The following is a 26,995-nucleotide window of genomic DNA, read 5'->3' on the forward strand; positions in this document are numbered from 1 at the left end:
GAGTTGCACAGAGGGTTCCGTTTAAAATTCTATTATTTATTCTTGATTGACGACAGCAGTGCCTCCAATTCTTTCACTTTTTCCGGATATTTTCCAGCAAGATTATTTTTCTCACCAATGTCTTCTTTTAAATTATACAATTGTGGAGACTTGTCGTTGCCGGTTTCAGTTCCTGTAAGGCTGTCATAGGCTGTTCCGCCTGATGGTGTGATATATTTCCAGCCCTCTTTTACAATCGATATTGAACCACCCTGTTCAATCAGTACATTTCTTCCTGTGGGCTTTTTGCCCAGCAAAGCCTGCAGATGATCTTCACTGTCTGTCGCATTTCCTGCAGGCAGCTGTATATTTAAGAGCCTGGCAAATGAAGCCACCAGGTCTACCTGGCACATCAAAGCATCTGACACCCCTGCTTTTATTGTCGACGGCCAGCTCACAATAAATGGAAGTCTCGTTCCTCCTTCAAATGCACTGTACTTGCCGCCACGCAACGGGCCCGCCGGCATGTGTCCGTTTTGTTTTGTTACCGCCTCATCCTGGTAGCCATCGTCAAGCACCGGTCCGTTATCGCTGGTAAAGATGACAATGGTGTTTTTTGCAATGCCTGCAGCTTCCAGTTCTTTCATGATCTCACCTACTGTCCAGTCCAGTTGCAGAATCACATCCCCTCTGTATCCTAATTTGCTTTTCCCTTTAAACATGGTTGCAGGCATGCGGGGAACATGGGGTTCTGTTGTCGCGAAATAAAGAAAGAAAGGATTCTTTTTATTTGCGTTGATCACTTCTTTCGCTTTACTCAAAAAGGTAAGAGAAACTTCTTCGTCAGTCCAGCGTGCTTTTTTACCACCGCTCATATAGCCGATGCGGCCAATGCCATTGACGATTGTCTGGTTATGACCTTGTCCCGGTGATGACTGCATCTTCAACAACTCAGGATGATCTTTGCCTGTTGGATCATTGCCAATTGGTTTTTTATAATCCACTTCAATCGGATCCAGGCTATCCAGTGCAAGTACATCGCGGTTTTCCAGGAAGACAGTTGGTACCCTGTCTGCCGTTGCAGGAAAGATGAATGAATAGTCAAAGCCTACATCATTTGGACCATTTTCAATTGGCTTGTTCCAGTTCTTCGCAGTTTCTTTTCCAAGGCCAAGATGCCATTTGCCTACAATAGCTGTTTTATAGCCAGCCTGGCGAAATAAAGATGGTAGCGTTGTTTTGCCCGTAGGTATGATTAGCGGTGCATCGCCCGGAAGAATACGAATGCTTTCATCGCGCCATGGGTATTGTCCGGTGAGTAACGCATAGCGTGAGGGTGTACATGTAGCGGATGTTGCATGCGCATCAGTAAAGCGTAAACCCTGCTGTGCAAGCTTATCGATATTGGGTGTGCTTATTTGCCTGGCGCCGTAAACGCTAAGGTCTCCATAACCCAGGTCATCCGCGCAAATCACAATAACATTGGGCTTTTGTTGTGCGGCGCATGTTGCCGCGATAAACAGCAACAGTAAAAAAGATATTTTTTTCATGCTCGAAAAGATTATGTGACCGGTCAGATGAGATCTGCAACCGGCCAGACGGGTTTATAACGTAGCTTTTAGTTTCCCATTGTTATTACTTTCTAATGCCTTGTTGCTATGTAAATAATTTTTATAAATTAATTTCTAAGTTATTTAATTAGCCAAGACGTAAAATTACAGCTCTAAGTAATGACTTGAGTGGAGCTGGGCAAATTGATCAATCGTTTGCATTATGTTCTCAAACAAACATTTTAAAGTCAATGCATGCTGCGATTATTGTGATATTAAAGCCGGAAATTTTGCAAGCATGCACATTTCACTATTGACGATTCACGATTCACTACTTATTATTCACTTCCAAAAATGGCCTAACTTACCGGGCATTAAATCACTTCACTATGTTTAAAGTTCCCGGATATGATGAAGTATCTCCCGCTGCACAGGAAGTGTTCAGTCAGTTAACAAAAACGTCTGGCAAAGTGCCCAATCTCTATGCTACTATTGGTTATTCAGGCAATGCATTAAGTTCTTACATGGCTTACGTGCATGCCCAGGTAAAGAATAGTTTTCACGGAAAAGAACGGGAAGCAATTTATCTTATCGTGTCTCAGTTTAACGGATGCGAATATTGCCTGGCCTCACATACGCAAAGTGCCATGAAGTTTGGATGGAAAGAGGAAGAAACACTTCAGCTGCGGGCTGGTACTTTTCCCGATGCTAAATGGAAAATCATCTATAATGTCATACAATCTGTGATTGAAAACAGGGGAGCAGTTCAACAAGCGTTGCAGGACTTATTCTTTCAGTCAGGTTACAACGAAACTGCCTTGATCGATCTGATGGTATTGATCAACGTAATGAGCTTTACCAATTATGTTTTCAGACTAACTGCAATTCCAATAGACTTCCCAGCTGCAAAATCACTTTGAAAGCAAATGCAAAAAAATGCATGATTATGTTTTGGAAATGAAGCGGTGACAGCAAACTGCATTTCAAAATATTTTTTTAAAATCAACAAACAGCTACAAGAAAAAAGCCCGATATACCTGAGTTTTGTATCTATAAAGAATAGGCGAAATGTAGAATGCAGCAGACCTACTTTTTAGCCCTATTATGCTAGTCTTTTCATAAGCACAGTTAGATGTGAGCTCTAACAATGTTTTGGTAATACAAGCTTCGGTATTCCTGCTGAGGCTTCTTTCTTTTCTCAATTTTCAACAAATGTCTACACCGTTGAATGCGGTTCTCCATTACCTTGTCTGACTTTTACGCAACACAATTGAATAATAAGCGATGTATACCTGTGTTTTAATCCGGTTTGCCCTCTTGAAAACACAGAGAACCATTACGTCCGCCTGAACTGCAAAATGTAGTACTGGCTTAGGTTTTACTTGGGTTGTGTGGTTTCTGTTACGTTTTAATACCAGTAGTCAACTACTGTAAAAGCCCCGGTGTAATTTCCGGGGCTTTAGTGCCGTTTGCGTAAAAAAGTTATATAAGCTTGTACTGTCTCGCTTTTTGAAGAAATTCGGGAAAACTTGTGATCTCAAGTTTTTGAAAAATTCTGGCCTTATGTGTCCGTATAGTTGTTGTTTCAACGTTCAGCGTGGCTGCTATCGCTTCGATGGATTTACCGTTGGCCAGCAGTTGTGCAATACTCAGTTCTCTTTTTGAAAGCCGCTCCAAAGGAGCAATGTCATGCTCAGGCTCGTCGCTTTGTGTAAGCATGGCTTTAAACTCTTCATTCACGTATTTTTCACCTTTCCTGATAATCGCATACAGTGCGTTAGATATCTCACTGATGGGGGCCTGCTTGTTGATATAGCCCATAATACCCATTTGATACAGCCGTTTTGCAAACACTTCGGTTGGACTGGTGGAAAAGAACAGGATCTTTTGATGGGGATTCCGCTGCATGATCCATTCCGTTAAAGCAATGCCGTCCGTATCCGGCAGTGTCAGATCCAGGATCAGCAGATCAAAGTTTTCCTTCTTGAGCATCGTCGTACATTCCTCACCGGTACGTGCTTCAAAACACAGGACGGGTGGAAACTGCGATTGCAGTATATACAGCAGGCTTTGCCTGATGATCATATGATCATCCACCAAAAGTACCTTCATAGCTGATAATTAAAAACAAATTACAGTATTTATCGATCATTTTCAATACGGTCTCGCAATAGTGCACTTAGAAAATGTAGCTAACGGGTTGACCTTCTATGAATTTTTCCGGCGTCGGTTTGTTTTTGATTGTCAGGTCTTTCGCACTCCGGAATGGTGAATATAATGCTTGTACCTTTTCCTTTTGTGCTTTCAATGCGGTAGCATCCTTTTAATTTCCGGAGAAGCATCGCCATTATGTAAAATCCAAGCGATTTCTTTTGATGGGAGCTTAGTGGAATATCCGTATCCTGAATTCGCATCAGATGCTCAACCATTTCAGCACTTATGCCCATGCCTGTATCAGCTACACATATTTGAAGATCATTGTTATTACAGGAAGCCGTAAGTCTTATTTCGCCTGCTGAGGTATATTTATTCGCATTATCTACTGCGTTCCGCAGGATCATAAAAAGAATATTCGCATCAATAAAAAAATGCAGATTATCCTGTACTTCAGAAATAAACACATTTTCGTTTGTTTCCATCCCTATAGCGAACAGCTTTTTCAATTCTGAAACAATAACGGCAACGGATGTTTGTTCCGGGTGGATCTTTATTTCTTTTTCGTTTTCCTGGATCCAATAGACAAACTCATCAACAAGTTTGTTTAGCTCGTTGGAAGACTGATAAGTGGTGATAATTCCCTTTTTTAGCATGTCTTCGTCCATGTCAGGCATTTTTTCCAGAAGATGCCCCAGGTTAAAGGACAGGAATTTAAGCGGTGAACGAAGATCATGTGTTAGCAAAGCATAATATTCATCTTTAAGAAAATTGCTTTTTTTCAATTTGGCTTCAGATGTCGTCAGTTCATGTATCACCGCGGTTAGATTTTCATTGGATTCACTAAGTTCCGCAGTTTTTAATTTTACCTGCTGCTCCAGTTCCTTTTTGCGCTTTTTAATAAACCAGATGCGGAGGCTGTGTATCATAAAAAGTATCAGTAACAACATTGTCGCAAGCACTAGCTGGTATCCGGTTTTCTGATACCATTTATAAGGGATATACAGGCTTGCTGCATTAAGAACCAGTTCTTTACCAGGGAAGTCGTGTGTATGGCGGATCCGGAACTGAAGGGTATGTTCGCCGGGTGGTAGCTTTCTGTAAATGATCACAGAGCCCGGGGCCTGTAAGTGCCATTGTTTGTCATAATTGGTGAGAAAGTAAGACACTTCCAGTTCTTCCAGGTTGCCAAAATAGGGAATTACAGGGCTAACCTCAACCAGCTCGAGTTTGTTGTTGTAAACCGGTATCGAGTCATTGTCCGTTTCATTAACGGATTCCATAAGGGCGTTGGTTGGTAACGGATACGACACTATGTTCAATGGGTTGAATGTTACCAGACCATTCACATTTGCGAATGCAAGTGTGGTGTCTGATAGTTTTGCAGAGGCTGCACTGTTGCTTCCGTTGAACTCAGACATGATCGATGGGCCGAAATTCATAAAGTGCTGCACGCCCATTGAATTGCTGTCCGCTGGCGTATTATTTTGTAACTGTGCAAGAGAAAGCCTTAGCAATCCGTCATTACTGCTTACCCAAACTGAACGCGTAAGGCTGTCTGTTATGAATGCGTGTGCAGAAGGCGGAAGATTATTCAGTCTTGAAGAAAGGTGCCACCACTTCCCGTTTTTCTCCTGAAATATTCCCTTGTTGTAGGTCCCTACCAGGTAATTGTTCTCACCAATTTTTGTTACAGCTCTTATGAAGGCTTTAGTTAAACGTGGTACTGTTTTATGTGTTCCGTTGGCCGTGTTGTATTCTATCAGTCCGTTACTTGTTCCCAGTTGCAATGTTTGTGCATCTTTTACAAAAAGAATACTGAAATCAGATTTGTCAGGGGCTTTTAATAATGCTTTAAGTACTGGCGTGCCATATTGCAGGCTAAGCTCAATTAAGGAGAACTGGGTGAGCAGGTAATAGCTATTTGAGTCCTTACGCACCATGCTTTTTACATCAAAACGTTTATTGCTGAACGCACGCGTTTGTGCAGCAGTTATAATCGTTTCACTTTTTCCGGATTTAGGATTGTATCGCTTTATATCAAGCGATGTGGCCTGATACCAGATATTATCGTCGTCGTCTTTAAAAAGAAAGAATTTCAGACTGGCATCTTTTGCAAGCAATTCTGTACGGCCATTAATGCCCAGCCATACGAGGCCCTCGTTGATTACTGTGACAAATCCATTTCTGTAAGGGAAAAATGAATAATAATAATTATCGGAAACATCCTGGTCGGTCTGTTTATAAGACAAGAGTGAAAACTGCCTGGGCCTGTAAAATACAAGTCCCCGGGTTTTATAGTAAATCACCAGCAGGTGTTGCTGCTGTGAGTATAAGACCTGTAACGGTACATCTTTTTCCGGCGTTTCGGCCATTAATTTTGTATGCAACAGGTTGCTGCCCTTTGTTTCATTTATTTCGTAGAGCTTGTTCCCGTGCCATGCAAAGCTGAATTTTTTATCACTTGACTGCAGAATGTCTAAACGGCCAGTGTTGTTAACGCGTTCAATTCCGGAAAGATCCCCGGTGAAATAAACCGGGGTAGGTTTACCGCTGGTATCGTTCAATTGTTGTATCCTGTTGTTGCTGATTGTGTAAAAGTGATTTTCAGTAGCGAAAAGTGTAGGATTGTCGCCATTGTTCCAGCTGTATACTCTATCTCCTTTTTTGAGGTTATATAAATCTGTAGCTGAAATCTTTTCGATAACGCGGTCTTCCAGTCTCAGGTAAAACGTTTTACTGCTGCTGACAAAAAAAGTTGTTTGAATTTTATCTGCATACCATTTATTTTCCGGCTGGTTACGGCTAAAAAAATGGAATGGCCTGCTCACGGTTCCAAAAGCAACCTTTGTGTTTTTGCCTTCGTTAAGCGGTTCTATGCGGCTTTCTTTGTTAACGGTGTACAAATTTCCCTGGGCGTCCTGTATGCAAAGCGCTTTATCATCGCCTCTAAGGATCGTTGCAATTCCGGCCATTCTTTCATATTGCAATGTGGCGGTATTCTGGTCACTGTAATGCCGGAACTTAAAACCATCATAACGATATATTCCTGATTGTGTAGCCAGCCATATGCAGTTGTTGGAATCAGCCATCATACCCACTACATTTCTTATACGGGTAACGCCTGCAGGCTGTGTTTGTTCTTCAAACAATGGCTGTTGAGAATGTGTTACCAGGCTGCCCAACAGTAAAGGAGCAAGAGAGACTATAAAACGAAATAAAAACGACTTCAATGATGTATTGATTAGTGATCTTAAAATAATGCAGCGTGAAATAACTAACCGACTTCAAGTTCATACAGCTTAACCTTGGTTAAAAAATCGTATAGACTTGCAACTTCAAGCTTTTCAAAAACCCTGGCCTTATACGTGCGAATAGTGGATGCCCCTATGCATAAATGCGATGCAATCTCTTCCATCGATTTCCCTTTTGCAAGTAATCTTGCAACTTCCAGTTCCCGTTGGGACAATTTTGTGAAGGGATTGGCAGTGATTTTCCTGGTTGGCCCGGAATTGTCTGCCGTTTTATAATGTGCATTTTTATAAGGAATCTTTTTTCTTAAAATGGTATTCAGCGCTTTTCTTATTTCACTTATATCTGCTTGTTTGTTTAAATAGCCCATAACGCCCAACCTGTAAAGTTCTGCGGCAAACAAACTGCTTGGGTTCATGGAAAAAACAAGGATCATTTGTTCCGGGTAAGTATTCCGTATCAGGCCCGCAATTTTTACACCATCTATATCTGGCAGGTTAAGGTCAAGTATAACCAGGTCAAATGTCTGTGTCTGCAAAACATCAAGGCAGGCCCGGCCGGTTTCCACAGAACTGCAATCGGCATTCGGAAATTCAGTGTTGATAATCATTCCCAACGTTTGCCGTATTACGGCATGGTCATCAACAATGAGAATATTCATAGGCAATTTTTTTAAAAGTACGGCAATTTAAAGCATGTTACTACTGCTTGACACAATGAACGGTTGCAAAGAACCTGTAGCATAAAAATCTAATTTTATAACAAATCATGTAATAACATGATTTTCAGCAATACAGTTGTGTCTGGCTACCAGGCGGGCAATGTGAAAGCGTACGAATTGTAATTTCTTAATGGGATTTTAATGATAATCAATACAGGATAGCAGATATTGAACGCGATTTAAACGCATTAAAGCGATGACAAAGCCGCTTGAACGAGAGCTTGATCTTTTATTGACTGCCGTGACCGATCCGGTATTTGTAATGACTAAAGAGCAAGGTACCGAACTGCGTATAAAATATGCCAACGCCGCATTTGTTAAAGCAACCGGCTGCAAAAATGAAATGGTGGAAGGATGTTTACTACAGGAGGTGTTGCCCTTGCAAACTGCTGAAACCATTCTGCTAAAAATTAAAGAAGTAGGTGTGCAGGTGAAAGAGATGCAATGGCAACAAAACATTCACTTCGCTACCGGAACAAGAACGGCAATTATTAAAATAGTTGGCGATTGCAATGCAGATGGTGTATGTACAACCATAGCCGGGAGCTGGCATGATATCACAGATTTAATGCAAGAGCAGCAGGAAAAGCGCCGCGTAGAACATCTGTTGCACGAACGTGTAAAAGAATTATCCACTTTGCACAGGGCTGACCTGATACTTCAGTCAGATACACAACCTCAGGAAATGCTTTTGGAAGAGTTGGTGAACATTTTGCCGGCGGGGTGGCAATATCCGGCCATAACCGAAGCGAGAATAATATTTAACGGAGAACAATTTTGTACAAAAGATTTTTTTGCAACAGTTGACAGGATTTCTGCGGATATAGTGTTGCTTGATTCCTGTATCGGAATAATTGAGGTTGGTTACAGGGAAGAGATGCCCCCCGCCCACGAAGGACCTTTTTTAAAGGAGGAGAGAACCTTGATAGATATGCTTGCGGAAAAACTGAAATTGTTTGCCGGGCGCCGTGTTTACGCAACACAACTATTTAATGAAAAGGAGTTGTCAGACTCCGTAATAAATAACCTGCCGGGTATTTTCTACATTTTTGATAAAGAGGGCAATCGCTTAAGATGGAACAGAAATCTCGAAACGGTATCAGGCTATTCTCACGAAGATTTAAAGCATTTGCATCCGTTGGATTTTTTTGACGGGAAGGAAAGGGAATTTGTGGCAACCAAAATTCAGCAGGTGTACGATGGCCGCTATGTTGAAGTAGAGGCTGATCTTATTACAAAAAGCGGCGAGCGAATTCCTTATTTTTTGAACGGAGTTCCCATTTTTTATAAGGGGCAGCATTGTGTGATGGGATTTGGGGTTGATATCTCTGAGCGAAGGAAGTCTGAGCTGGAGTTGAAAGAAGCTGAACTAAAATTCAGAACGCTGGTAGAAAAATCCCAGGCCGGCGTTTATATTCTTAGCGAAGGTAAAATAGTTTACTTCAACCAGCGCTTTGCGGAGATATTTGGTTATACAATTGATGAATTGATGGGGCTTCCTGTTTTGGAAACACTGGTGGCGCCCGAAAGCAGACTGGCTGCAAAAAAATATGCATATACCTGCCTGCAGGGGCGGGATGAACAGATGCGGTTTGAATTGTGGGGTGTTAAAAAAGATGGAAGTATAAACCGCATTGAGTTTTATGTGGGACGCACTGTTTTCAACGGCAAGCGCGCATTGATAGGGACGGTACTGGATATTACAGAACGGAAAATGTGGGAGGAAACCTTACAACGCTCGGAAGCAAACCTTCAATCCATTCTCGGAACTACAGATACCTGTTATGTTTTGTTGGATAAGGCATTGAAAATTCAGTCATTCAATCACAAGGCACTCGAATATCTCCAGCGCGAATTTAAAAAAGCGCCCGTTCTTCAACTGCATATTCTTGAGATATTTCCACCGGAACGGCATGCAACACTCGCCGGACAAATGGACGAAGTGTTATCAGGTAAACAGGTAAATTATGAAGTAAGTCATCGCCAACCTGACGAATCGTACAACCGGTACCTGATAAAAATGTTTCCGGTGAGTGATGACGAGCAAATATTCGGTTTGATGATGGCTGTTTCTGATATAACAGAAATGCGTTCGCTGCAGCAAAAAATGCTTGAGCAGAGTGTGGAAGAGCAGAAGAAGATAGCGCGTGCCATATTGCGTGCGCAGGAACAAGAGCGCGCATGGATAGGTCGCGAATTGCATGATAATGTGAACCAGATATTGGTAAGCTCAAAAATGATGCTTGGTCTTATGGAAACTGCAGACAAGCAAAACCGTGAATTGATAACGCGGGCCAAGGGGCTTGTTGATAACGCTATTAATGAAATACGGGTGCTTACACACGAAGAGCTTGTACCGTCCGCCAGGAATGATCTGAAGGCGCTTATCAGATCTCTGTTGGAGAACCTCGACAGAGTAGCCGGCCTCCAGGTTAATTTTACTTACGATGATGCAGTTTCTGTGACAGATGATGAACTGCAAGTGAACATTTACCGGATTATACAGGAACTGTTTAATAATATTCTCAAACACGCCGCAGCGACAAAAGTTTCGCTTTCGGTCATATCTTATCTGCAAGGTGTTAAGATATGCGTTCAGGACAATGGCAGGGGGTTTAACCCGGCAAATCCTTCAAAGGGTATCGGCCTGAATAACATCGTAAACAGGGTGAAATCTTTCAATGGCACATTCTCCATTGATACTATACCCGCAGGCGGTTGTCGTATGGAATTCATATTCCCTGGTGCCGGAAGATCCTGAACAGCCTTTTACCGGACAACATATTTCAACAAACGTCTACACGGAAAACTGGTGCTTCCGGCTACTTTCGCGCAACCGTTTTAAGTCCAAAGGCCAAAAACAAACATGGGAATATAAAAAATCTTTCCCCCGGAATTTGAAGAACCGGTGTGTTAGCATACCCCTTATAATCTTATTATGTTCTAATGTTTGAACTTTTAAGCCCCCGGTTGGGGGCTTTTGTTAGAGAAATTCCTCACCAAAAATCAACAAACGTCTACAAACGTATTAAAATAAATTTCCGAGTTTCAATAAGACGTTTGAAGCACCATCAGTCAAAATATTTTCCTGTAAGGAAAGAAAAACGTGGTATAGTATGACGTCCGTATCCTAAAAAGCAAATTTTAACCAAGGAAAATCCCGACCCGAAAAGTTGGGATTTTTCCGTCCCGTCTATCCATAGCGTCATTACTGGTATATCAAGAATAAGGAGATAAATGTTAAAATCGCAATTGTTTCCCGAAGTGGGTGTGGCTACTTTTATTAAAACAGAAGTGGGCTTCCAATGAGCAAGCAGGAAAAGACATTTTTATTCAATGACCGGTGTGTTTTGGGTACTGCCGGGCTGGGAGGAGTGTGGGGAAAAGTAAGGGCTTCGGAATCCATACAATGTATACTCCATGCTTTGGAATGCGGTTGCACTTTAATAGATACTTCTCCGTCTTACGGAAACGCCGAAATGTATATTGGCACAGCATTGATGAAATGGAGGGGGAAGATTCCTTCTATAAGCACAAAAGCCGGCCGTCTTAAAAGTTTTGCGAGTGATGAAGGTATTTATGATTATTCAGACGAGGGGCTTGAAAATAGTGTCACTAATAGCCTCAATACTTTAAATATCCCTTGTATAAATATCTTGTTCCTTCACGACCCTTCTGCAATCCCAGCGCAGGATCTGCCACGCGTTATCGAAAAGATGCTCTCTTTTAAAAAAAGAGGAATGGTGGCGAAAATTGGTCTTGGAGGAAACTATCCTGCTTTGTTTGAGCCGTATCTGTCATCCGGCGTATTTGATGTAGTCATGTGTTATAACAGGCTTAATGCCTGCTGTGTGGATGATTTGGACACTACTTTGCCTTTTTGCCTGGAAAAAAATATCGCTTATTACCTCGCAAGTCCCTTGCATATGGGGCTGCTTGGAAGCAGTTTTCAGAAGTTTTCTGAACGCAAGCCTGACTGGCTTTCTAAGGAAATGATTGTTCAGGCGAACGTGATAAAACATATTGCCGATAAACACAAAATAGGGCTTTCATCTCTTGCGCATCGTTTTTTGCTGGGGTTTGATCTGCCTTTCAAAATTGTTATAGGAGCCGCTAATCAAATGCAATTGAATAGTACTATCGGGGATTTTCAACAAGGCCCTTTACCACATGATATTCAAACTGAAATTTTATATTCACTACAAGATAAAGTCAACGGATGAGTTTTATAGATGACGAGATTTTTAATATAGCCAAAATCACTATTCGCACACTGGAACCTGTAAAAAATATCGTTCCCTTCCAGGACGCCACTATGGGGCCATTTGCTTCATTTGGAATATCTATTATAACGTTAGAAGACGAAGATGGAAATATAGGCGAAGGGCCTGTGTTCAGTTCTTATATGAACATAATGGAAACCTGTTTTTTCCCGATACTGCTACACAGTGGTAATATCCGTTACCGCGAATTGTTTCCCCAATTATACTGGTCAATCAGGAACGAAGGATTCAGAGGTCAGGCTGCGGCATTGCTTGGACAGGTGGATATTGCGTTGCATGATCTCGCTTCGCGACGCAAGAGCCAGCCATTGCATAGACTCCTTGGAGGGAAAAACAATATAGTAAAAGTGTATGGCAGTGGAGGAGGAACCAATTATTCTTATGCTGAACTGGAAGAAGAAATAGGCTTCTTTCTTAACGCCGGCATAGACTGTTTTAAAATGAAAGTGGGTAAAAATTTTGGAACCCGTCTTCAGGAAGATGTTGAAAGAGTGAAGTTTGTAAAACAGCTCACTGGCAGTAAATGCAAACTGGCGATAGACGTGAACCAGGTATGGAAGTATGAAGATGTATTAGAATTTATGGATAAAGTGGCTGATCAAAATATTGCATGGCTTGAAGAACCTGTTCACTCAGCCAGTTATGACCAGATAGAACGATTATGCAGTGCGCTGCCAGTTGCAATTTCTTACGGTGAATCAGAACGAACATCAAGAATGTTTCCAACGCTTGTACAGTTAGGAGTGAAACACCTGCAACCTGTGCCAACACAGATCGGCGGTGTCAACGAATGGATGGAAGTGCGTGATCTGGCTGCGAAAAATAATCTCACTTTTTCTTCAGGTGGGTATTCTTTCTATACAAATTGCCTGCTCGCAACTACTCAGAATAACGTAATGTTGGAATATCTCCATTGCATTATGTTTGGCCTCGAAAAATATTTGCTTGTAAAGCCAGCGCTAAAAAACGGGATGCATGTTTTGCCCGAGGTATCGGGACTGCCGGTACGCATTAACTGGGATTACTGTACAAGTGAAAAAAAGATTATAAAAAGCCATTTCTGGAACAGGCAGAATGTAAAAAAGTACACACCTTTAGTTACGCTATAACATAACCAACTTGAACATATCGCTTGCGAATATTGACTATCTGGTGCTGCTGTGCTATGTAGCTGCGCTGTTTTTTATTGGTATATACCTTAAAAAAAAGAAAAACGACAACGATCTTTTTTTGGGAGGGAGATCTTTAAAATGGTGGCAGATAGGATTTTCTTTATTTAGCGCAAATGCAGGGCCAACCATGCTGATTGGGTTTGCGGGCATTGGGTTTTCGCAGGGCGTGGTTGGTAGCAACTTTGAGTGGTTCGCATGGGTCTTTCTAATGGTGCTGGCCATGTTTTTTCTGCCGCATTACCTCGCTACAAAAATCTCAACTGTTCCGCAGTTTATGCGATTGAGATTTGGTAGCCGGGCCTATGGTTTTTTAGTGATCTATAGTTTGATTTCCATCCTGTTTGCGTGGCTGGGAAGCACCTTGTATGCAGGAGGCTTGCTTATATCACAGATCTTTGGCTGGTCGTTGTTTAAATCTGTAATCCTGGTTGCTTGTGTGGCAACAAGCTTTACAACATTTGGTGGTTTTAAGGCTGTTGTACGGACCGGCATTTTTCAGGCAATTATTATCATCATATCGTCCATTATTTTGACGGTGCTGGCTTTACACAAAGTTGGAGGTATACATAAATTAGTCAACGCTGTTCCGGGTAATTACTGGAAGCTATTCAGGCCTGCATCCGATCCTGAATATTCCTGGGTTGCTGTTATTGCAGGCTATCCGGTTGTTTCTCTTTACTATTGGTGCACAGACCAGACCATCGTACAGAAAACACTGGCGGCAAAAAATCTGCAACAAGGGCAATATGGTACAATATTTATTTCCTTTCTCAAAGTATTAATGCCGCTGATCTTTATTTTTCCGGGCATCATGTGTTTTGTGCTATATAAACAATCGGCCCAACCTGATAACGCTTATATAACGCTTGTTAAACACTTAATGCCACATGGTCTTCTTGGGCTGAGCATTGCTGCGTTATTTGCTGCGTTGGTTGATGCTGTGTCTTCGGGATTAAATTCTTTCAGTACTGTTTTTACGTTAGATGTAATAAGCAGGTTCTTCGATCTGTCGGATAGGCAAAAACGTTATACGGGTAGATGGATAACCGTGCTGACCGCAATTTGTGCCGTGCTTATTGCAATAATGTTCTCCTGCTCCGGGAAAGGCTTTTTTGAGTTAAGCCAGGGGCTGGTTTCAATTCTTGCACCGCCGTTAACTGTTGTATTTCTGAGCGGGATACTCTGGAAAAGAATTAATAACATAGGAGCGGAAGTTGTATTGTACGGCGGAGGGTTGTTGTGCCTGATTATTGGAACATGTCATGTGCTTGGTTATCCACATCAGGGTTTCTGGCCGCATTTTTTGTTACTGTCGTTTTATATATTTTGCGTATTACTTGTGGTGATTGTTGTGGTGTCACTTTTTACAAAGCCCACAAGAGGTGCTGTTCTGCCGTCGCTGATTGATACCAATCGCAATATGAATTATAATAGCAGAAAGGTTTGGATTTTGTGGGGATTGCTTGCAGTTGTAATGACAATAATTTATTTTCTCTTTAGTTAACGTGCCGCAGCGGCAATAACATAAGATCTAATAGCTATAATTATAAATAATGCAGACATATAAATACCGTTCGTTTAAAGCTGTAATGTTTGTTCTTTTAATCACATTATGTTCATGCAAACACAAAGAAAAGACTGTCATAAATGAAAGCGTTAAAACAAAGGAGCTTGTTTTTGTTGTGAACCTGGTTGAGGATGACAAAAAAGTGCAGGAATATTTAAACTACCACAAAAATATCTGGCCGGAAGTGGAAGCTGGTTTTAGAAAAGCCGGTTATCAGCAGATCACGCTTTACAGGTTTAACAGGTTGTTGGTGATGCGTATAGTTGTTCCCGAAAATGCGGACCTGGATAGTATGGGCAGGATTGCAGAAGGTTATGATAAACGGTGTGCAGAATGGAACAAGCTGATGAGTGGCTATCAGCAGGGAGTTCTGGGTACGGCGCCCGGACAGACCTGGGTTGAAGCAAAACCTTTTTATTCTTTTTCAAACAAATAATACAGCAAAGCACATACTAACATATGTCTGATGCAGAATTTTATGATCGCTGATTTATAAAGGTATTCGGTTTGCGGGCTTCTACACCAGGTGTCGTCACAACCACTATACCTCATCCCTCTTACCTCACACCTCAAGCCTCACACCTCATACCTCAAGCCTCACACCTCATACCTTACGGCTAAAACCTCGCAGCTAGTGCTTCTCGTTGTATTGTTTCAGAAAATCTCTCGGAGACAAACCCTTCACATCCTTAAAGTGTGTGTTGAAATTGGATATGCTGTTATAGCCGCTGTGATAGCAGGCTTCCGTTACATTGTGATTGCCCTCCAGCAACAATTTTGCCGCGTGCCCTATCCTTACCTCTTTAATAAATTCAATGAGCGTTCTGTTGGTTTTCTGTTTGAAAAATCTGCAAAACGCTGAAGTTGACATAACTGTAATTTCAGCCACATCCTGCAGGCTGATATCGTTTTTGAAATTGCGGAAAATATAATCAAATACTTTATTGATTTTGATGGCCTCTCCCGACGATTCTATTGAATTAAAATATGGAGAAGATAATATTTGAGCCGTAGGTGATTTAGACAGGATATTCAGTAATTGAAGCATTAATGCCATACGTCCTAGTCCATCTTCAAACAACATTTGTTGCATGAACATTTTAGCCTTGTGCATAGTTTCACCCGTAAATAGAACGCCTTTGGACGCATTGTTGAATAATGTTATCAACGTTTTTGCTTCTGGTTTTTGCAACAACTGCTCTCCCAGGAAGTCCGGAAAAAAATGGATAACAGTTGCCTGCGGTTCTATCATGGCATCAACTGTCTGATAATATTGCCAGCAATGCGGAAGATAACTTCCCAGTAATACAAGCTCAGTTCCGTGAAAGTCCTGTATATGATCACCTATAAAACGCTTGCCTGAACAATTTTCTATAAGCGCGATTTCAAAATTGATATGACTCTTTAGTGTAGTGTATTTCTTCAACTTAAGAATCTCAGATCTTATTGTAAAGGACTGATCAGGTGGAAAAGTAAAATTCTCATAGATGTATTGCATAAGTAATCATTGGTAGCTATATAAACAATCGTCAAATGCAGTGCTTGACTGCATTTGCAAAATATAAAAACTATCAACACAAAAAGCAGCCATGCGAGGGTATGTTAAAAAAGAGGCAGTTTTTGCCAAATAACCCGTTGTTGTAAAAATGTAAAAGGGGCAGCTTTGATGTGAAAGGAACTAACGCTACCACACTGCAAAAGAATTGACATTAGTCTGAATCAATAGAAATCGTTGCTTGAATAAATGCCTGATTTGTAATTGAAAAGGTTTGGTAATAAAATAAAACATTTTCTAAAAAATAAATTCATGAAACTATGCCTTCAATATTAAAATAAGTAGTACTGACTAACTCCACTTCCAGGCTGGTATCCAGCAAATTGTTCGAAAAACTAACTGAACGGGTTCTCAATCTTTTTAATTCAAACCTAAAAATTATGAAATTAGCTTGCTATTGTTGTTTTTTAAAGGACAACAAACATCTTTTTACACCGGCTTCCGTTGTAAAACTTGCTCTTTCTTTTGTTTTATTCAGCTTTTTCACTGTCAGTGCATACAGCCAGACAGGATCTCAAAAAAATGACGTTGTATCCCAATCCGCTGGTAAGTTCAGAGGTGTTGTGATGGATGAAGCGGGTAAGCCACTTGCCGGTGCGAGTGTGCAAATACGAGGAACACAGACAGGAACACAAACCAATGAAAATGGTGAATTTACTTTAAATCCCAATGACAAGGCGACATCGATAATTGTTTCGTTCGTAAATTATGAAAGCGCCGAAATAAATATAAAGGGAAAAACTTCCGTTACTGTTTCTTTAAAACTGGCGATGGGGCAAAGTCAGGAGGTTGTTGTAGTTGGTTACACAACACAGAAAAAGGAGCTATTAACAGGTTCGGTTGCTACAGTTAAGTTTGGCAATGCTGAAACGGAAGTTCCTACCACAATGGTTGCCAATGTTTTGGCTGGAAAAGCAGCTGGTGTAAGCGTTGGCAATATGAATGGCATTCCAGGTCAATCGTCTCCGTCTGTTGCCATCCATACCGCCACTTCATGGAATTCACAACCTGTGTTATATGTGATTGACGGAAAAATTTCGGGTGCTGGTGATTTTAATAATCTGAGTCCCAATGAAATTGACAACGTTAGTATTTTAAAAGATGCGGCTACATCTGCAGTATACGGTTCAAGGGCTGCCGGAGGTGTTATCGTGGTAACTACCAAAAGAGGAAAAGCAGGTAAAGCATCTGTTAATTATTCCTTTAATACCGGTGTAGATACGCGCACAAAAGGAGTACAATTAACCAGTGCGGTTCAGGAAGGTAAATTGTTTAATACACTTGCCGGGCCTTTTTCCTGGTCAGGATTCTGGACCTGGTCCCAGGGTGATTTCGACTACTTTAATTCCCACGATTTGGGCAATGGTAAAGGCTGGGGTTATGATATGTTGAAAGATGTGTGGAGAAATCCTTTCACGCAAACGCATCAATTAAACGTATCAGGCGGCAGTGACAAGATCAGATATTATGTTGGAGGTTCTTATGTGAGCCAGGATGGTTTTTTGAAAAATCTAACATTCAACAAATACAATGTAAGAGCCAATGTTACAGCTGACGTAAGTAAAAACTTTCAACTTTTTGCAGGCGTAGCTTTAAACAATAATATCACGCATAGTACTACAAATACAGGCATTGGCGATCCTTCAGGGATATATAGAAAATTACTGGTATGGCAGCCGGATCAACCGGTTTGGACAACCGGGGCTACGCCCGGACAGCCTGTTAGTTACGGATGGATCGGTAACATGGGCGCAGAAGTTAATGGGCAAGGTGGCAATATTAATTATAACTATTTAAAGCCTGTTATTACCTTAAGTGGTACCTACAAAGTGCCTTTCGTAAAAGGATTGTCAGCCGGTGCATCATTTATTAAATCCTATACCGAGAACAGGCAGCACAACTTTATGACCCAGTACCAGATGGCAAATGTGAAAACTGCTTCAGCCCAGGGTAATCAGCACATCTGGTATACTGATTCTATTGTTGGTTATCAAACATCTTCTTCAACCAATCCTCCTTATATCGAACAGGTAGTAACCTGGAGTGAAGACAAGCAATTAAACTTTCAGTTGAACTATGACAGAACGTTTGCAGATGTACACCATCTCAAAGCCTGGTTGATTTATGAAAACTATACTACCAGTGGTTCCGGCGTGGATGCATATATTAATGGTTTTCCTGTTTATGTAACCGATCAGTGGTGGGCTGCTGCTCCTCAATCAGGTCAAAATGTAAATCGCAGTACCAAATATTCGACCTATACCGACGGTAGAAAATCCTGGGCAGGACAGCTGTTCTATGATTATGCCGGTAAATATCTGGCAACATTCGCTTACAGGTATGATGGTTCCGCCAAATTTGCACCTGATCAAAGATGGGGGGTCTTTCCTTCTGCCTCACTCGGATGGATCATCTCCAAAGAAAAATTCTTTAGAGGTGTGAGAGGAATTGAATTATTGAAGCTACGCGGATCTGCAGGCTTAACCGGTAATGATGGCGTAGGTGGATGGCAGTGGCAGCAAAGTTATCAGCAGGGAAGTTCGGCGTATTTTGGTTCAACACCTGCGACCAGTACAGGTATTACCTATGGTGGTATAATTAATCCTGCGCTGACATGGGAGAAGTCTTTAAATAAGAATGTTGCTGTTGACGTTAATTTCCTGAAACATTATAGTGCATCATTAGAATACTGGAATACTTATACATATGATATATTAGGTCAAAGAATACAGACTACGCCTCCTACATTCAGTCGCGCATTGCCTTCTGTAAATTATGGAAAGGTAAAAGGTCAGGGCCTGGATCTAACGTTGGGTTACAACAACATGTTTGGCAAGGTAAGGTTTAACACATCGGTTACCGCTTCTTACGGTTATGCATGGAACGTACTGAAAGACCAAAACGTTACTTATGATTACCAGGATGCTATAAAAGATGGAAGACATACCAATTATATAGCAGGTTACAAGACTGAGGGCATGCTTAAAACCCAGGATGATTTGACTAAGCTGTTAGCCTCAAAAGCCAATTATACTTTTAATGGTATTGCACCGGCATTAGGGCAACTGGTTTATAAGGATATTAATGGTGCAAACAATGTATTGGGGAAACCCGATGGTGTAGTTGACGGCAATGATATGGTGGTGCTTAAAAAAGACAATAATCCCATTGTCCTGGGCTGGCATTTTGATGTAGGTTATAAAGGCTTTAATCTGAGTGGAACTTTCAACGGGTATGTAAAACAATGGAAAAATGTGTCATCTCTTGCCGGAGGCGTGGAATGGAACAGGATGTGGAACAAATGGGCGACTGATATGTGGAGTCCCACAAATACCAATGGTTCTTTGCCTTATAAGTATTCCGCGAATGATGGAACAAATGGCGTTACATCATCCTTTAGCGACTTTTGGTTAAAGAATTCAAGTTTCTTACGACTGAGAGACCTAACGCTTTCCTATACAATTCCTCAGGCATGGTATCAGAAATATGGTTTTGACAATGTGCACATATTCGCTACGGGTACAAATTTGTTTATCATAAGCAAGTTTAACAAACAGTACTTCGATCCGGAAGGCGGTGGTGGTGATGGTACAGCGTTCCCAATCATGCGTTCATTCAATGCTGGTATTAGTGTTACATTTTAATTACGTTTAAATTATCAAGATTTATGAAAAAAATATTCAGATACCGTTTTTTTACTGTGATGATACTTACCGGTATACTGGCTTCATCATGTAAAAAAGGACTCGATTATAATAATCCTAACGCGATCAATGCATCGCAGGTTTGGACAGACCCGAATTTGATTAAGGCATTTCTCACGGATATTTATGGCAATTCTATGCCGGGATGGCCGCTGGGTAGTGGTGTAAATACTGACGAAAGCTACAGCTCACCTATCAGCAATTATCTGAAGGGAATTGTAACTGCCTCTACAACTTATACCGATTTGAATTACACAAATATTGACAAGTGTAATTATTTGATGGATCAGTTGGCACAAGTTCCTGCGTCGGTTTTAAGCACAGATTTAAATAAGCAATACACCGGTGAAGCCAAGTTTTGGCGCGCATGGGCTTATTGGGGTATGGTTAGTCAAATTGGCGGCGTTCCTCTGATCTTACATACCCAAAACCAATTAGATACAGCAAGCCTGAAAGTGCCGCGCAACAAAACTTCTGAATGCATTGCACAAATGGTGAAGGATTTGGACAGTGCCGCATTATTGTTGCCTTCCAACTTCACAGGAGCAGATTATGGCAGAGTAACAAAGGTTGCAGCGATGGGATTAAAAGGAAGAATTTTATTGTGGTATGCAAGCCCGTTATTTAACCCTTCAAATGATCAGGCTCGTTGGACAAGTGCTTACAGTGCCTGTAAAGCAGCTGTTGACGAGGCCACAACAGCTGGATATGGGTTAACACCTAATTACAATAGTATATGGTATTCAGGCTACTCATCAAGCAACCCCGAACCCATAATGGTTAATCAATACTTTTATCAGGACCATTACATGAATTTTGCAGCAATCAGGCCTCAACCATTTACCAATGGAGCAGCAGATGCTGACGACGCTTTATGGAGTTTGCTGAAAGCTTTTCCTAAAAGAGATGGCACACCCATGCAGGCTGATACCAACCAGCTAAAATCAAACCCGGTTTATAACCAGCAGTTCCTCACTGATTTTTATACCAACAGGGATGACAGGTTCTATGCTACGATCTTTAGCGGAGGAACATATTATCCAACTCCGGATCTGTTTCCATCAGCTACGCAAAGACTGCCTTATTGGGGCGTATATCAATGGGATGCTGCAAATAGCAAATATGTATGTCTTGTAGCGCAAATAGCAGGTGTGCCGGCTTCATTTGGCTTTGGCAGCACAGGTTTTTTGAATAGAAAAGGCCTGGATACTACGCTTACTGGTAGTAATGTTGTATCCGGTGCTGCAGGTGCCAAAAGCTGGTGGTCGCCTATGCGCTTTGCAGAGTTGTTAATGAACTATGGCGAGTGTGCCAATGAAACAGGTAAAGCAAATGAGGCGCTTGCTGTGTTGTACAACATAAGAAAGAGAGCTGGTATTGCTGCCGGAGTTTCTGGTAACTACGGTATAACAGCTGCCTCACAAAGTGAAATAAGAACGGCGTATATTAATGAAAGACAGGTTGAATTTGCATACGAAAATTTCAGGTTCTCTGATTTGAGAAGATGGAAACGGTTTGACATTTTAAATAATCAGGGTAACAAGAATTACTCACTGGTAGTGGCATTAAAACCCGGTCAACCGTTACCGGCAAGCACAAGTACTATCCTGGATCCGGTTGTAAGGTCAAGCTTTTCTGCCGTTGTGTACAATATAGGTAGCACTACAGATGTTTACAACCTCGATTTAAATCACTGGTTTTACGCTTTAAATCCGGCACAAATTTCAATCGAGCCACAAAATCTGCCGCAGAACAATGAATGGGGCGGTTCGTTTGATCCCTTGCAATAAGCTTTCGTTTTTCTTCATAGCAGTTAGATTACAAGCAGATGGCCGTCCCGAAGTAAAATTGGGATGGCCTTTTTTGTTTGCATAGACCCGGCGGAAAATAGTGTGAATTTTTTCAAATTGCAGAGACGGAGCTGTCCGTAATAATGTTCTCTGAAGACAATAAAACAGAAGGAAATGGTAAGAAAGCGGCAATTTAGTAGTCTGCCGACCAGTATCTTCGACGGCATTTAAACATTCGACGGTTGAAATGTTGTTCAATATGATAAAATTAAAGATATTCCTTTTTGTGTGCTGCATAACCAGCCTGGCAAATGCACAAAAGTTACAAACGCAATTTGCCACATTCAATTTAAATGGTAATGGTTTTATCACTTCTATAAAAAGTAAACAAACAGGACGCGAATACAATCCTGCAGGAATGACATCGCCCCTGATGAGCCTGTGTAAGAACAAGCAATATATTTTACCTGTTGCTGCAAATTATAATAACAGCGGGCAACAAATATTGCTTACTTACCCGAATGGCTCTGTTGCAACCATTAAAGCCGTTCAAAAACAACAATATGTATATCTTCAGCTTGTGTCACTAACAAAGCGGGAAGGAATTGACAACATAGTATGGGGACCATACAAAACAACTATTTCAAAAACTATAGGCGATATTATATCTGTAGTGCGAAGCGATGATTTTGCGATTGGTATGTTGGGTTTGAATGACAATACGGTGAGCGGGCCGCCGACCGATGGTGACATGAGCTTTATGTATTATTACATTCATTCGCCGGATCCAAAAAAATATCCGTTGCCTGCGCATCTGAAGGAAGGGCAAACGTTTAAGATTGGTGGTGACGGCATAAGCGATATCGCTTTTTATTCTCAACCGGAAGAATATTACAGAATGTGCTACGGCAATGGTGCATCGTTAGAACCATCGTTTGGGTCAAGTATTTGTATGCAGTCCAGAGACCGCAGAAAAGAGCAAATGATTCGCTTTCCCGTGTTGCCGCCGAATGTAGATGGTGGATTTAACTCAGCGCGCTACCAACTTGTTTTGCCTACAGATGCGGACTTTATGGGATCAGCCATTGCATTGTATGCTTGTCCTGATTCCCTGGGATTGCAGACAATAGAGAAAATTGTGCTTAATGAAGGCTTGCCACATCCCGAAGTTGATGGAAAATGGGTTAAAGATCCTGCTTCTTTCCGGCCGGATATTGCCTGGTGGGGCGCACATGACAGCCTTGCCTCATATACTAAACAGTTGGGACTTAAAGCCGTGCAGGATGAAGGTTGGGGAGAGTATTATCCCAATCCTGAAAATCGTTGGGGTCACAACAAAATTAGTTTTCATAACGGCAACAATATGACCGTTTCTCAGTATGGTGCATTAATGCAAAAAGAATCTATCCGTTATGGACTTCATACGTTATGTGAGTTCCTTCAGCCGAATAATAACAGTGATGTTGCACCTGTTCCAAGCGACAGTCTGGCCATTATGATGCGCACGACAATCACCAGCAATATATCAGAGAGTGATACGGTTATAACTGTTGCCGATACCAGTCATTTCAATGAGTTTGGCGGCTGGGAAGGCAATCACACCAATGTCCTTAAAATAGGAAAGGAGCTGATTGAATATAACGGCATTACCACAAAACCACCTTATACTTTTCTTCATGTTAAAAGAGGTTTTCACGGAACCTCAAAAGGCTCATATAAACCAGGTACAACCATTGTTAAGCTTCAGCCAAACTGCTACCATGGATTTGCCCCTGATATGAACCTGCAGGAAGTGTATGCGGACTATTATGGTAAATGGCTTACCGAGGGGGGAATGGATTATATTGATTTTGACGGACTTGAAAGTTGTGTTTACCAGGGCCATGGTCAGTATTCATTCAAAAGATTTTTCAGAACATTATTTGATAGCTATAAAAAGAGTGGAGGCGACTATCTGCGTGTAATGGGTAGTTGTGTTTACGAAGGTAACTGGCATTATATGAGTGTGTGTAATGTTGGTGGCGGCGATCATATGTTCAGCCCTGTGCAAAACAAATGGGGCATTGAGGGAAAAGATATGCGCTACGTATTTGAAAGCAATTATTTTCCTGCAACGTTTGGTATTCAGAGTTTTGCAAGTAATTGGACGATTTATGATGCAGAGAACCTGGAGGCCAAGTCCATCGGTTGGAATGCGACATATATGCTGGGTTTAAGTAAAGAAGCTGTAGAGAACAATCCTGAGAAAGAAGCAATATTCAGTGCTTACCGAACGTGGCAGTATGCACGCGAAGCTGGCGTATTTACGAATGCGTGGAAAAACAAGCTCAAAGATCTGGATTATAAATTTCATCTGCAACAGAAGGGGAACAAGTTTACTATTACGCAAGTAAAAGAGAACAGGCAGTCGGTAACTCCGTCAGGCAATAATGCCTCAGAAACGATTTCAGTAAGCAACTCGTATAAAGAACAACCCCTGCAATTGTCTATAAAAGTTAGCGGGTCAAAAGATGCTTCTGTAGCAGGAATGAAGATAGTGTTGGCAAACGGAAAAGAAATTGTTGTTAATTCAAAACTGTTAGCAGGTCAGTATATCATAAGCAGGAATAACCAGTTGTTTATTACGGATGCTCATAGAAAAGTATTGTCCAGGGTTGAAACGGCGAGCCTGCCTTTGCTAAGTCATGGAAATAGCAAGATACAGGTTGCCGTGGTAACTAAAGCAGGTGAAGGGATTAAGCTGGACATTGTAGTTACTACTATCGGTGAGTCTCAGGAAATTTAATGAAGGCGGTCCGGGTGGCGGCAATTTTTGGCAATGAATTTTAAATTTTATTGCTTGCTGCCTGTTATTCACCATGTTTTTCCACGCACAATGTAATATAATAACCTGCACTTCTTGTACTGTTTCTAAATTAATAAGATGTTTAAGTTCACTGTTATTAAAATATCCCTGACATTTATCGTGCTTCAAATGTGTTTGAATGCTTCGGCACAGAATAATAATGAAGCTGAATTGCTAAAGTTACTTTCAGATATCCGGGGAAATGCTTCGGTAAAAATCAGCCGTTTTAATCATGATGATGTATCCGGCCAATGGAGCTTCAGGAATAATACGATTGTTGATTCCACCCGCAAATGGCGTTTACAATTTAATGCAAACAAAATACAGGGAGAACAAAGTGCGCTGGATGGAGAACTGCATATTAAGCTGGAAGAGGGATTTGCACCCGCTTCTTCAGCGTCGCTCAATTTTAATTTTGCACAATGGAGCCGTGAAAATTATGTGCTGGTGCCGGCCATCGTTTACAATGGCAACCGTTACCAGTCTATTGGAGATGGTTACAATCCTCCTTATCCTGGCAGCATGTATTATAATCCTCGCGTGCCATTAACGATCTCGAATAATCCCCGCCTTGCAATCGAAAAAAATAAAGCTTCTTTACTGGAATTACAAACAGGCAATGCTGCAACTCCTGCTATGTGTTTCTTTTCACCAAAAAAGAAAAAAGCTTTCATAATCCTCACGCAACAACAAACGCAATGGGGTAATAACGGACTGACCATTGCCGAAAATGCGGCGCAGGATAGTTGTTTGTTCTCGATCAATATTCCGGCTGTAAGAAAACTGGCGCCGGGTTTTGGCGATTTTCATAAAAGCGGTGATAAAGCGCCGGATTGGAAGGCTGGCGATGAAGTGACATTGCGTTTCAGGGTATATGTTTTTGATGCTTCAGATATTCCCTCAGTGCTTAAGAAATTTATGGAGGTAAGGAAAACTGTAACAGGTGCCAATCAACCCAGGAACCAGTTGCCGATGAGTGCATTGCTGAATATGGCAACGGGCATTTGTAGTAATAATTGGCGCACATTTCCGGTGGGAAGTTATTATCTGCCCGAAAACAGTAAAGATTTTCAATTGGGATGGGTGAGCGGTATGATGAATTCATATCCGATGCTCGCACTAAATAATGAAGTTGAACGAAACAGGGTAACACAGGAATTGGATTTTGTAGTAAACAAGTTGCAGGGAAAAAGCGGTTTTTTCTACGGAGGAATAACAGCGGACGGAGAAATTCGCCCGGAGAAAATGAATCCGGATTATTCTGCTGCCCAGGCTATGGTTAGGAAGAACAGTGATGCATTGTTATGGTTACTGAAACACTTGATGTTGCTTAAAGAACAGGGCTATGCATCGTTAATAAAAAAAGAATGGGAACAATCGGCCAGAAGCCTCGCACAAGCATTTGTAAATACATGGAAAAAGTACGGAGAATTTGGTCAGTATATCGTTCCTGAAAATGGAGAAATAGCGGTGTTTAATTCAACAGCAGGCGCAATAGCTCCTGCAGGTTTGGCTATCGCATCTGCATATTTTCATGAGCCTGAGTTTTTACAGATAGCAGCGGCTTCGGCAACCTATTATTATGAGAGGGATGTTGTAAAACAGGGATTGACAGGTGGGGATTGTGGTGATATTTCCCAGGACGCGAATTCTGAATCCGCATTTGGATTTCTTGAATCGCTGATGGCTTTGTATTATTTTACAGGGGATCAGAAATGGATAGAGATGGCAAAGGTGGAGGCGGCATTGTGTGCTACGTGGACATTATCTTACGATCCTGTATTCCCGGCAAACAGTGACATTGGAAAACTGCAATGCAACATGGCCGGTGCTATGTGGGCAAGTATTCAGAATAAACATGCTGCACCGGGTATTTGTACGGCATCGGGCGATTATTTGTTCAAGTTGTACCGTGCCACAGGTAATGAATTGTATGCGGATCTGATAAGAGACATTCAACATGCACACGCAGAAGCTGTAAACAGACCGGAACACCTGACAACACATAACCTGATAGGATCATCCATGGAACGCATTCAACCAAGTGATGCAGAAGGAAAGTCCAGTATCGGAAATTTTATCAATACCCGCAATTCATGGACGGAAACGAATGGTATGCTCATGGCGCTGGAATTGCCTGGCATCTATCTCCAGACAGATCAGAAGAAGTTGTATGTATTTGATCATGTGACTGCGAAAATCGTTTCCAGCGATGCCTCCGGAACTACACTTGCTGTTAACAATCCTACAGCTTATGATGCCAGCGTATCCATATTTGCAGAAACAAAAGCTATGTCGCAAAAGCCGTTAAGTTACACAGCCTTTACAAAGTGGCCGAAAGTGTTGGTTAAAGCGGGCGGTAAGGTAATTGTTCATATAGATAGCAAGGCAGCTGTCAGCTATCAGCAATGAGCGGTGAGCAA

General features: G+C 41.5%; 15 protein-coding genes. 10 read left to right on the top strand and 5 right to left on the bottom strand.

Going from position 1 to position 26,995, the window contains the following annotated elements:
• Window positions 1-32: 32 nt before the first annotated feature.
• Entirely contained in the window at window positions 33-1,529 is a 1,497-nt protein-coding gene (locus QTN47_RS18630) for a sulfatase family protein (RefSeq protein ID WP_369330922.1), read from the bottom strand.
• Between the two features lie 389 nt (window positions 1,530-1,918).
• Here QTN47_RS18630 and QTN47_RS18635 point away from each other — a divergent pair, with 389 nt between their 5' ends.
• Window positions 1,919-2,449, top strand: coding sequence for a carboxymuconolactone decarboxylase family protein (locus tag QTN47_RS18635; protein ID WP_369330923.1), 531 nt, complete (start codon window positions 1,919-1,921; stop codon window positions 2,447-2,449).
• A 562-nt stretch (window positions 2,450-3,011) separates the two neighbouring features.
• On the opposite strand, the gene QTN47_RS18640 is transcribed toward QTN47_RS18635, so the two are convergent.
• The 3 genes from QTN47_RS18640 to QTN47_RS18650 all read right to left on the bottom strand — a co-directional run bounded on the left by QTN47_RS18640 (window position 3,012) and on the right by QTN47_RS18650 (window position 7,596).
• Window positions 3,012-3,641 (bottom strand): response regulator transcription factor, encoded by a 630-nt coding sequence (locus tag QTN47_RS18640; RefSeq protein WP_369330924.1) that lies wholly within the window; start codon window positions 3,639-3,641, stop codon window positions 3,012-3,014.
• An 80-nt stretch (window positions 3,642-3,721) separates the two neighbouring features.
• The gene (locus QTN47_RS18645; protein ID WP_369330925.1) at window positions 3,722-6,916 is read right to left on the bottom strand and encodes a sensor histidine kinase; all 3,195 of its coding nucleotides are present in this window, start codon (window positions 6,914-6,916) and stop codon (window positions 3,722-3,724) included.
• Window positions 6,917-6,960: 44 nt separating this feature from the next.
• Complete coding sequence (locus QTN47_RS18650) at window positions 6,961-7,596, bottom strand: response regulator transcription factor (protein ID WP_369330926.1); 636 nt, start codon at window positions 7,594-7,596, stop codon at window positions 6,961-6,963.
• A gap of 256 nt (window positions 7,597-7,852) precedes the next feature.
• Between QTN47_RS18650 and QTN47_RS18655 the strand changes: the two genes are divergently transcribed.
• From QTN47_RS18655 to QTN47_RS18675, 5 genes are all read left to right on the top strand, one after another.
• Window positions 7,853-10,417, top strand: a complete 2,565-nt coding sequence (locus QTN47_RS18655; protein ID WP_369330927.1) for a PAS domain S-box protein — start codon at window positions 7,853-7,855, stop codon at window positions 10,415-10,417.
• 544 nt (window positions 10,418-10,961) lie between these two features.
• Window positions 10,962-11,879 (top strand): aldo/keto reductase, encoded by a 918-nt coding sequence (locus QTN47_RS18660; protein ID WP_369330928.1) that lies wholly within the window; start codon window positions 10,962-10,964, stop codon window positions 11,877-11,879.
• The gene (locus QTN47_RS18665) at window positions 11,876-13,048 is read left to right on the top strand and encodes an enolase C-terminal domain-like protein (protein WP_369330929.1); all 1,173 of its coding nucleotides are present in this window, start codon (window positions 11,876-11,878) and stop codon (window positions 13,046-13,048) included. Before QTN47_RS18660 ends, QTN47_RS18665 begins: the two co-directional genes overlap by 4 nt.
• Window positions 13,049-13,058: 10 nt before the next feature.
• Entirely contained in the window at window positions 13,059-14,615 is a 1,557-nt protein-coding gene (locus QTN47_RS18670; RefSeq protein ID WP_369330930.1) for an SLC5 family protein, read from the top strand.
• 49 nt (window positions 14,616-14,664) lie between these two features.
• On the top strand, window positions 14,665-15,114 hold the full coding sequence (locus QTN47_RS18675; protein WP_369330931.1) for an L-rhamnose mutarotase: 450 nt from the start codon (window positions 14,665-14,667) through the stop codon (window positions 15,112-15,114).
• A gap of 195 nt (window positions 15,115-15,309) precedes the next feature.
• On the opposite strand, the gene QTN47_RS18680 is transcribed toward QTN47_RS18675, so the two are convergent.
• Window positions 15,310-16,176, bottom strand: coding sequence for an AraC family transcriptional regulator (locus tag QTN47_RS18680; protein ID WP_369330932.1), 867 nt, complete (start codon window positions 16,174-16,176; stop codon window positions 15,310-15,312).
• 437 nt (window positions 16,177-16,613) lie between these two features.
• Here QTN47_RS18680 and QTN47_RS18685 point away from each other — a divergent pair, with 437 nt between their 5' ends.
• The 4 genes from QTN47_RS18685 to QTN47_RS18700 all read left to right on the top strand — a co-directional run bounded on the left by QTN47_RS18685 (window position 16,614) and on the right by QTN47_RS18700 (window position 26,984).
• Entirely contained in the window at window positions 16,614-19,877 is a 3,264-nt protein-coding gene (locus QTN47_RS18685; RefSeq protein ID WP_369330933.1) for a SusC/RagA family TonB-linked outer membrane protein, read from the top strand.
• 23 nt (window positions 19,878-19,900) lie between these two features.
• Window positions 19,901-21,727, top strand: coding sequence for a RagB/SusD family nutrient uptake outer membrane protein (locus QTN47_RS18690; RefSeq protein ID WP_369330934.1), 1,827 nt, complete (start codon window positions 19,901-19,903; stop codon window positions 21,725-21,727).
• A gap of 259 nt (window positions 21,728-21,986) precedes the next feature.
• Window positions 21,987-24,512: a hypothetical protein gene (locus QTN47_RS18695; protein ID WP_369330935.1), complete on the top strand. Its 2,526-nt coding sequence runs from the start codon at window positions 21,987-21,989 to the stop codon at window positions 24,510-24,512.
• A 138-nt stretch (window positions 24,513-24,650) separates the two neighbouring features.
• Complete coding sequence (locus QTN47_RS18700; protein WP_369330936.1) at window positions 24,651-26,984, top strand: YyaL domain-containing protein; 2,334 nt, start codon at window positions 24,651-24,653, stop codon at window positions 26,982-26,984.
• Window positions 26,985-26,995: the final 11 nt, after the last annotated feature.

Source organism: Danxiaibacter flavus (assembly GCF_041060425.1).
GTDB classification, from domain to species: domain Bacteria; phylum Bacteroidota; class Bacteroidia; order Chitinophagales; family Chitinophagaceae; genus Danxiaibacter; species Danxiaibacter flavus.

Coding starts and splice junctions, on each gene's coding strand:
- QTN47_RS18630 (WP_369330922.1), bottom strand. CDS start 1,529: ATGAAAAAAATATCTTTTTTACTGTTGCTGTTTATCGCGGCAACATGC.
- QTN47_RS18690 (WP_369330934.1), top strand. CDS start 19,901: ATGAAAAAAATATTCAGATACCGTTTTTTTACTGTGATGATACTTACC.
- QTN47_RS18680 (WP_369330932.1), bottom strand. CDS start 16,176: ATGCAATACATCTATGAGAATTTTACTTTTCCACCTGATCAGTCCTTT.
- QTN47_RS18700 (WP_369330936.1), top strand. CDS start 24,651: ATGTTTAAGTTCACTGTTATTAAAATATCCCTGACATTTATCGTGCTT.
- QTN47_RS18655 (WP_369330927.1), top strand. CDS start 7,853: ATGACAAAGCCGCTTGAACGAGAGCTTGATCTTTTATTGACTGCCGTG.
- QTN47_RS18665 (WP_369330929.1), top strand. CDS start 11,876: ATGAGTTTTATAGATGACGAGATTTTTAATATAGCCAAAATCACTATT.
- QTN47_RS18685 (WP_369330933.1), top strand. CDS start 16,614: ATGAAATTAGCTTGCTATTGTTGTTTTTTAAAGGACAACAAACATCTT.
- QTN47_RS18635 (WP_369330923.1), top strand. CDS start 1,919: ATGTTTAAAGTTCCCGGATATGATGAAGTATCTCCCGCTGCACAGGAA.
- QTN47_RS18695 (WP_369330935.1), top strand. CDS start 21,987: ATGATAAAATTAAAGATATTCCTTTTTGTGTGCTGCATAACCAGCCTG.
- QTN47_RS18660 (WP_369330928.1), top strand. CDS start 10,962: ATGAGCAAGCAGGAAAAGACATTTTTATTCAATGACCGGTGTGTTTTG.
- QTN47_RS18650 (WP_369330926.1), bottom strand. CDS start 7,596: ATGAATATTCTCATTGTTGATGACCATGCCGTAATACGGCAAACGTTG.
- QTN47_RS18675 (WP_369330931.1), top strand. CDS start 14,665: ATGCAGACATATAAATACCGTTCGTTTAAAGCTGTAATGTTTGTTCTT.
- QTN47_RS18640 (WP_369330924.1), bottom strand. CDS start 3,641: ATGAAGGTACTTTTGGTGGATGATCATATGATCATCAGGCAAAGCCTG.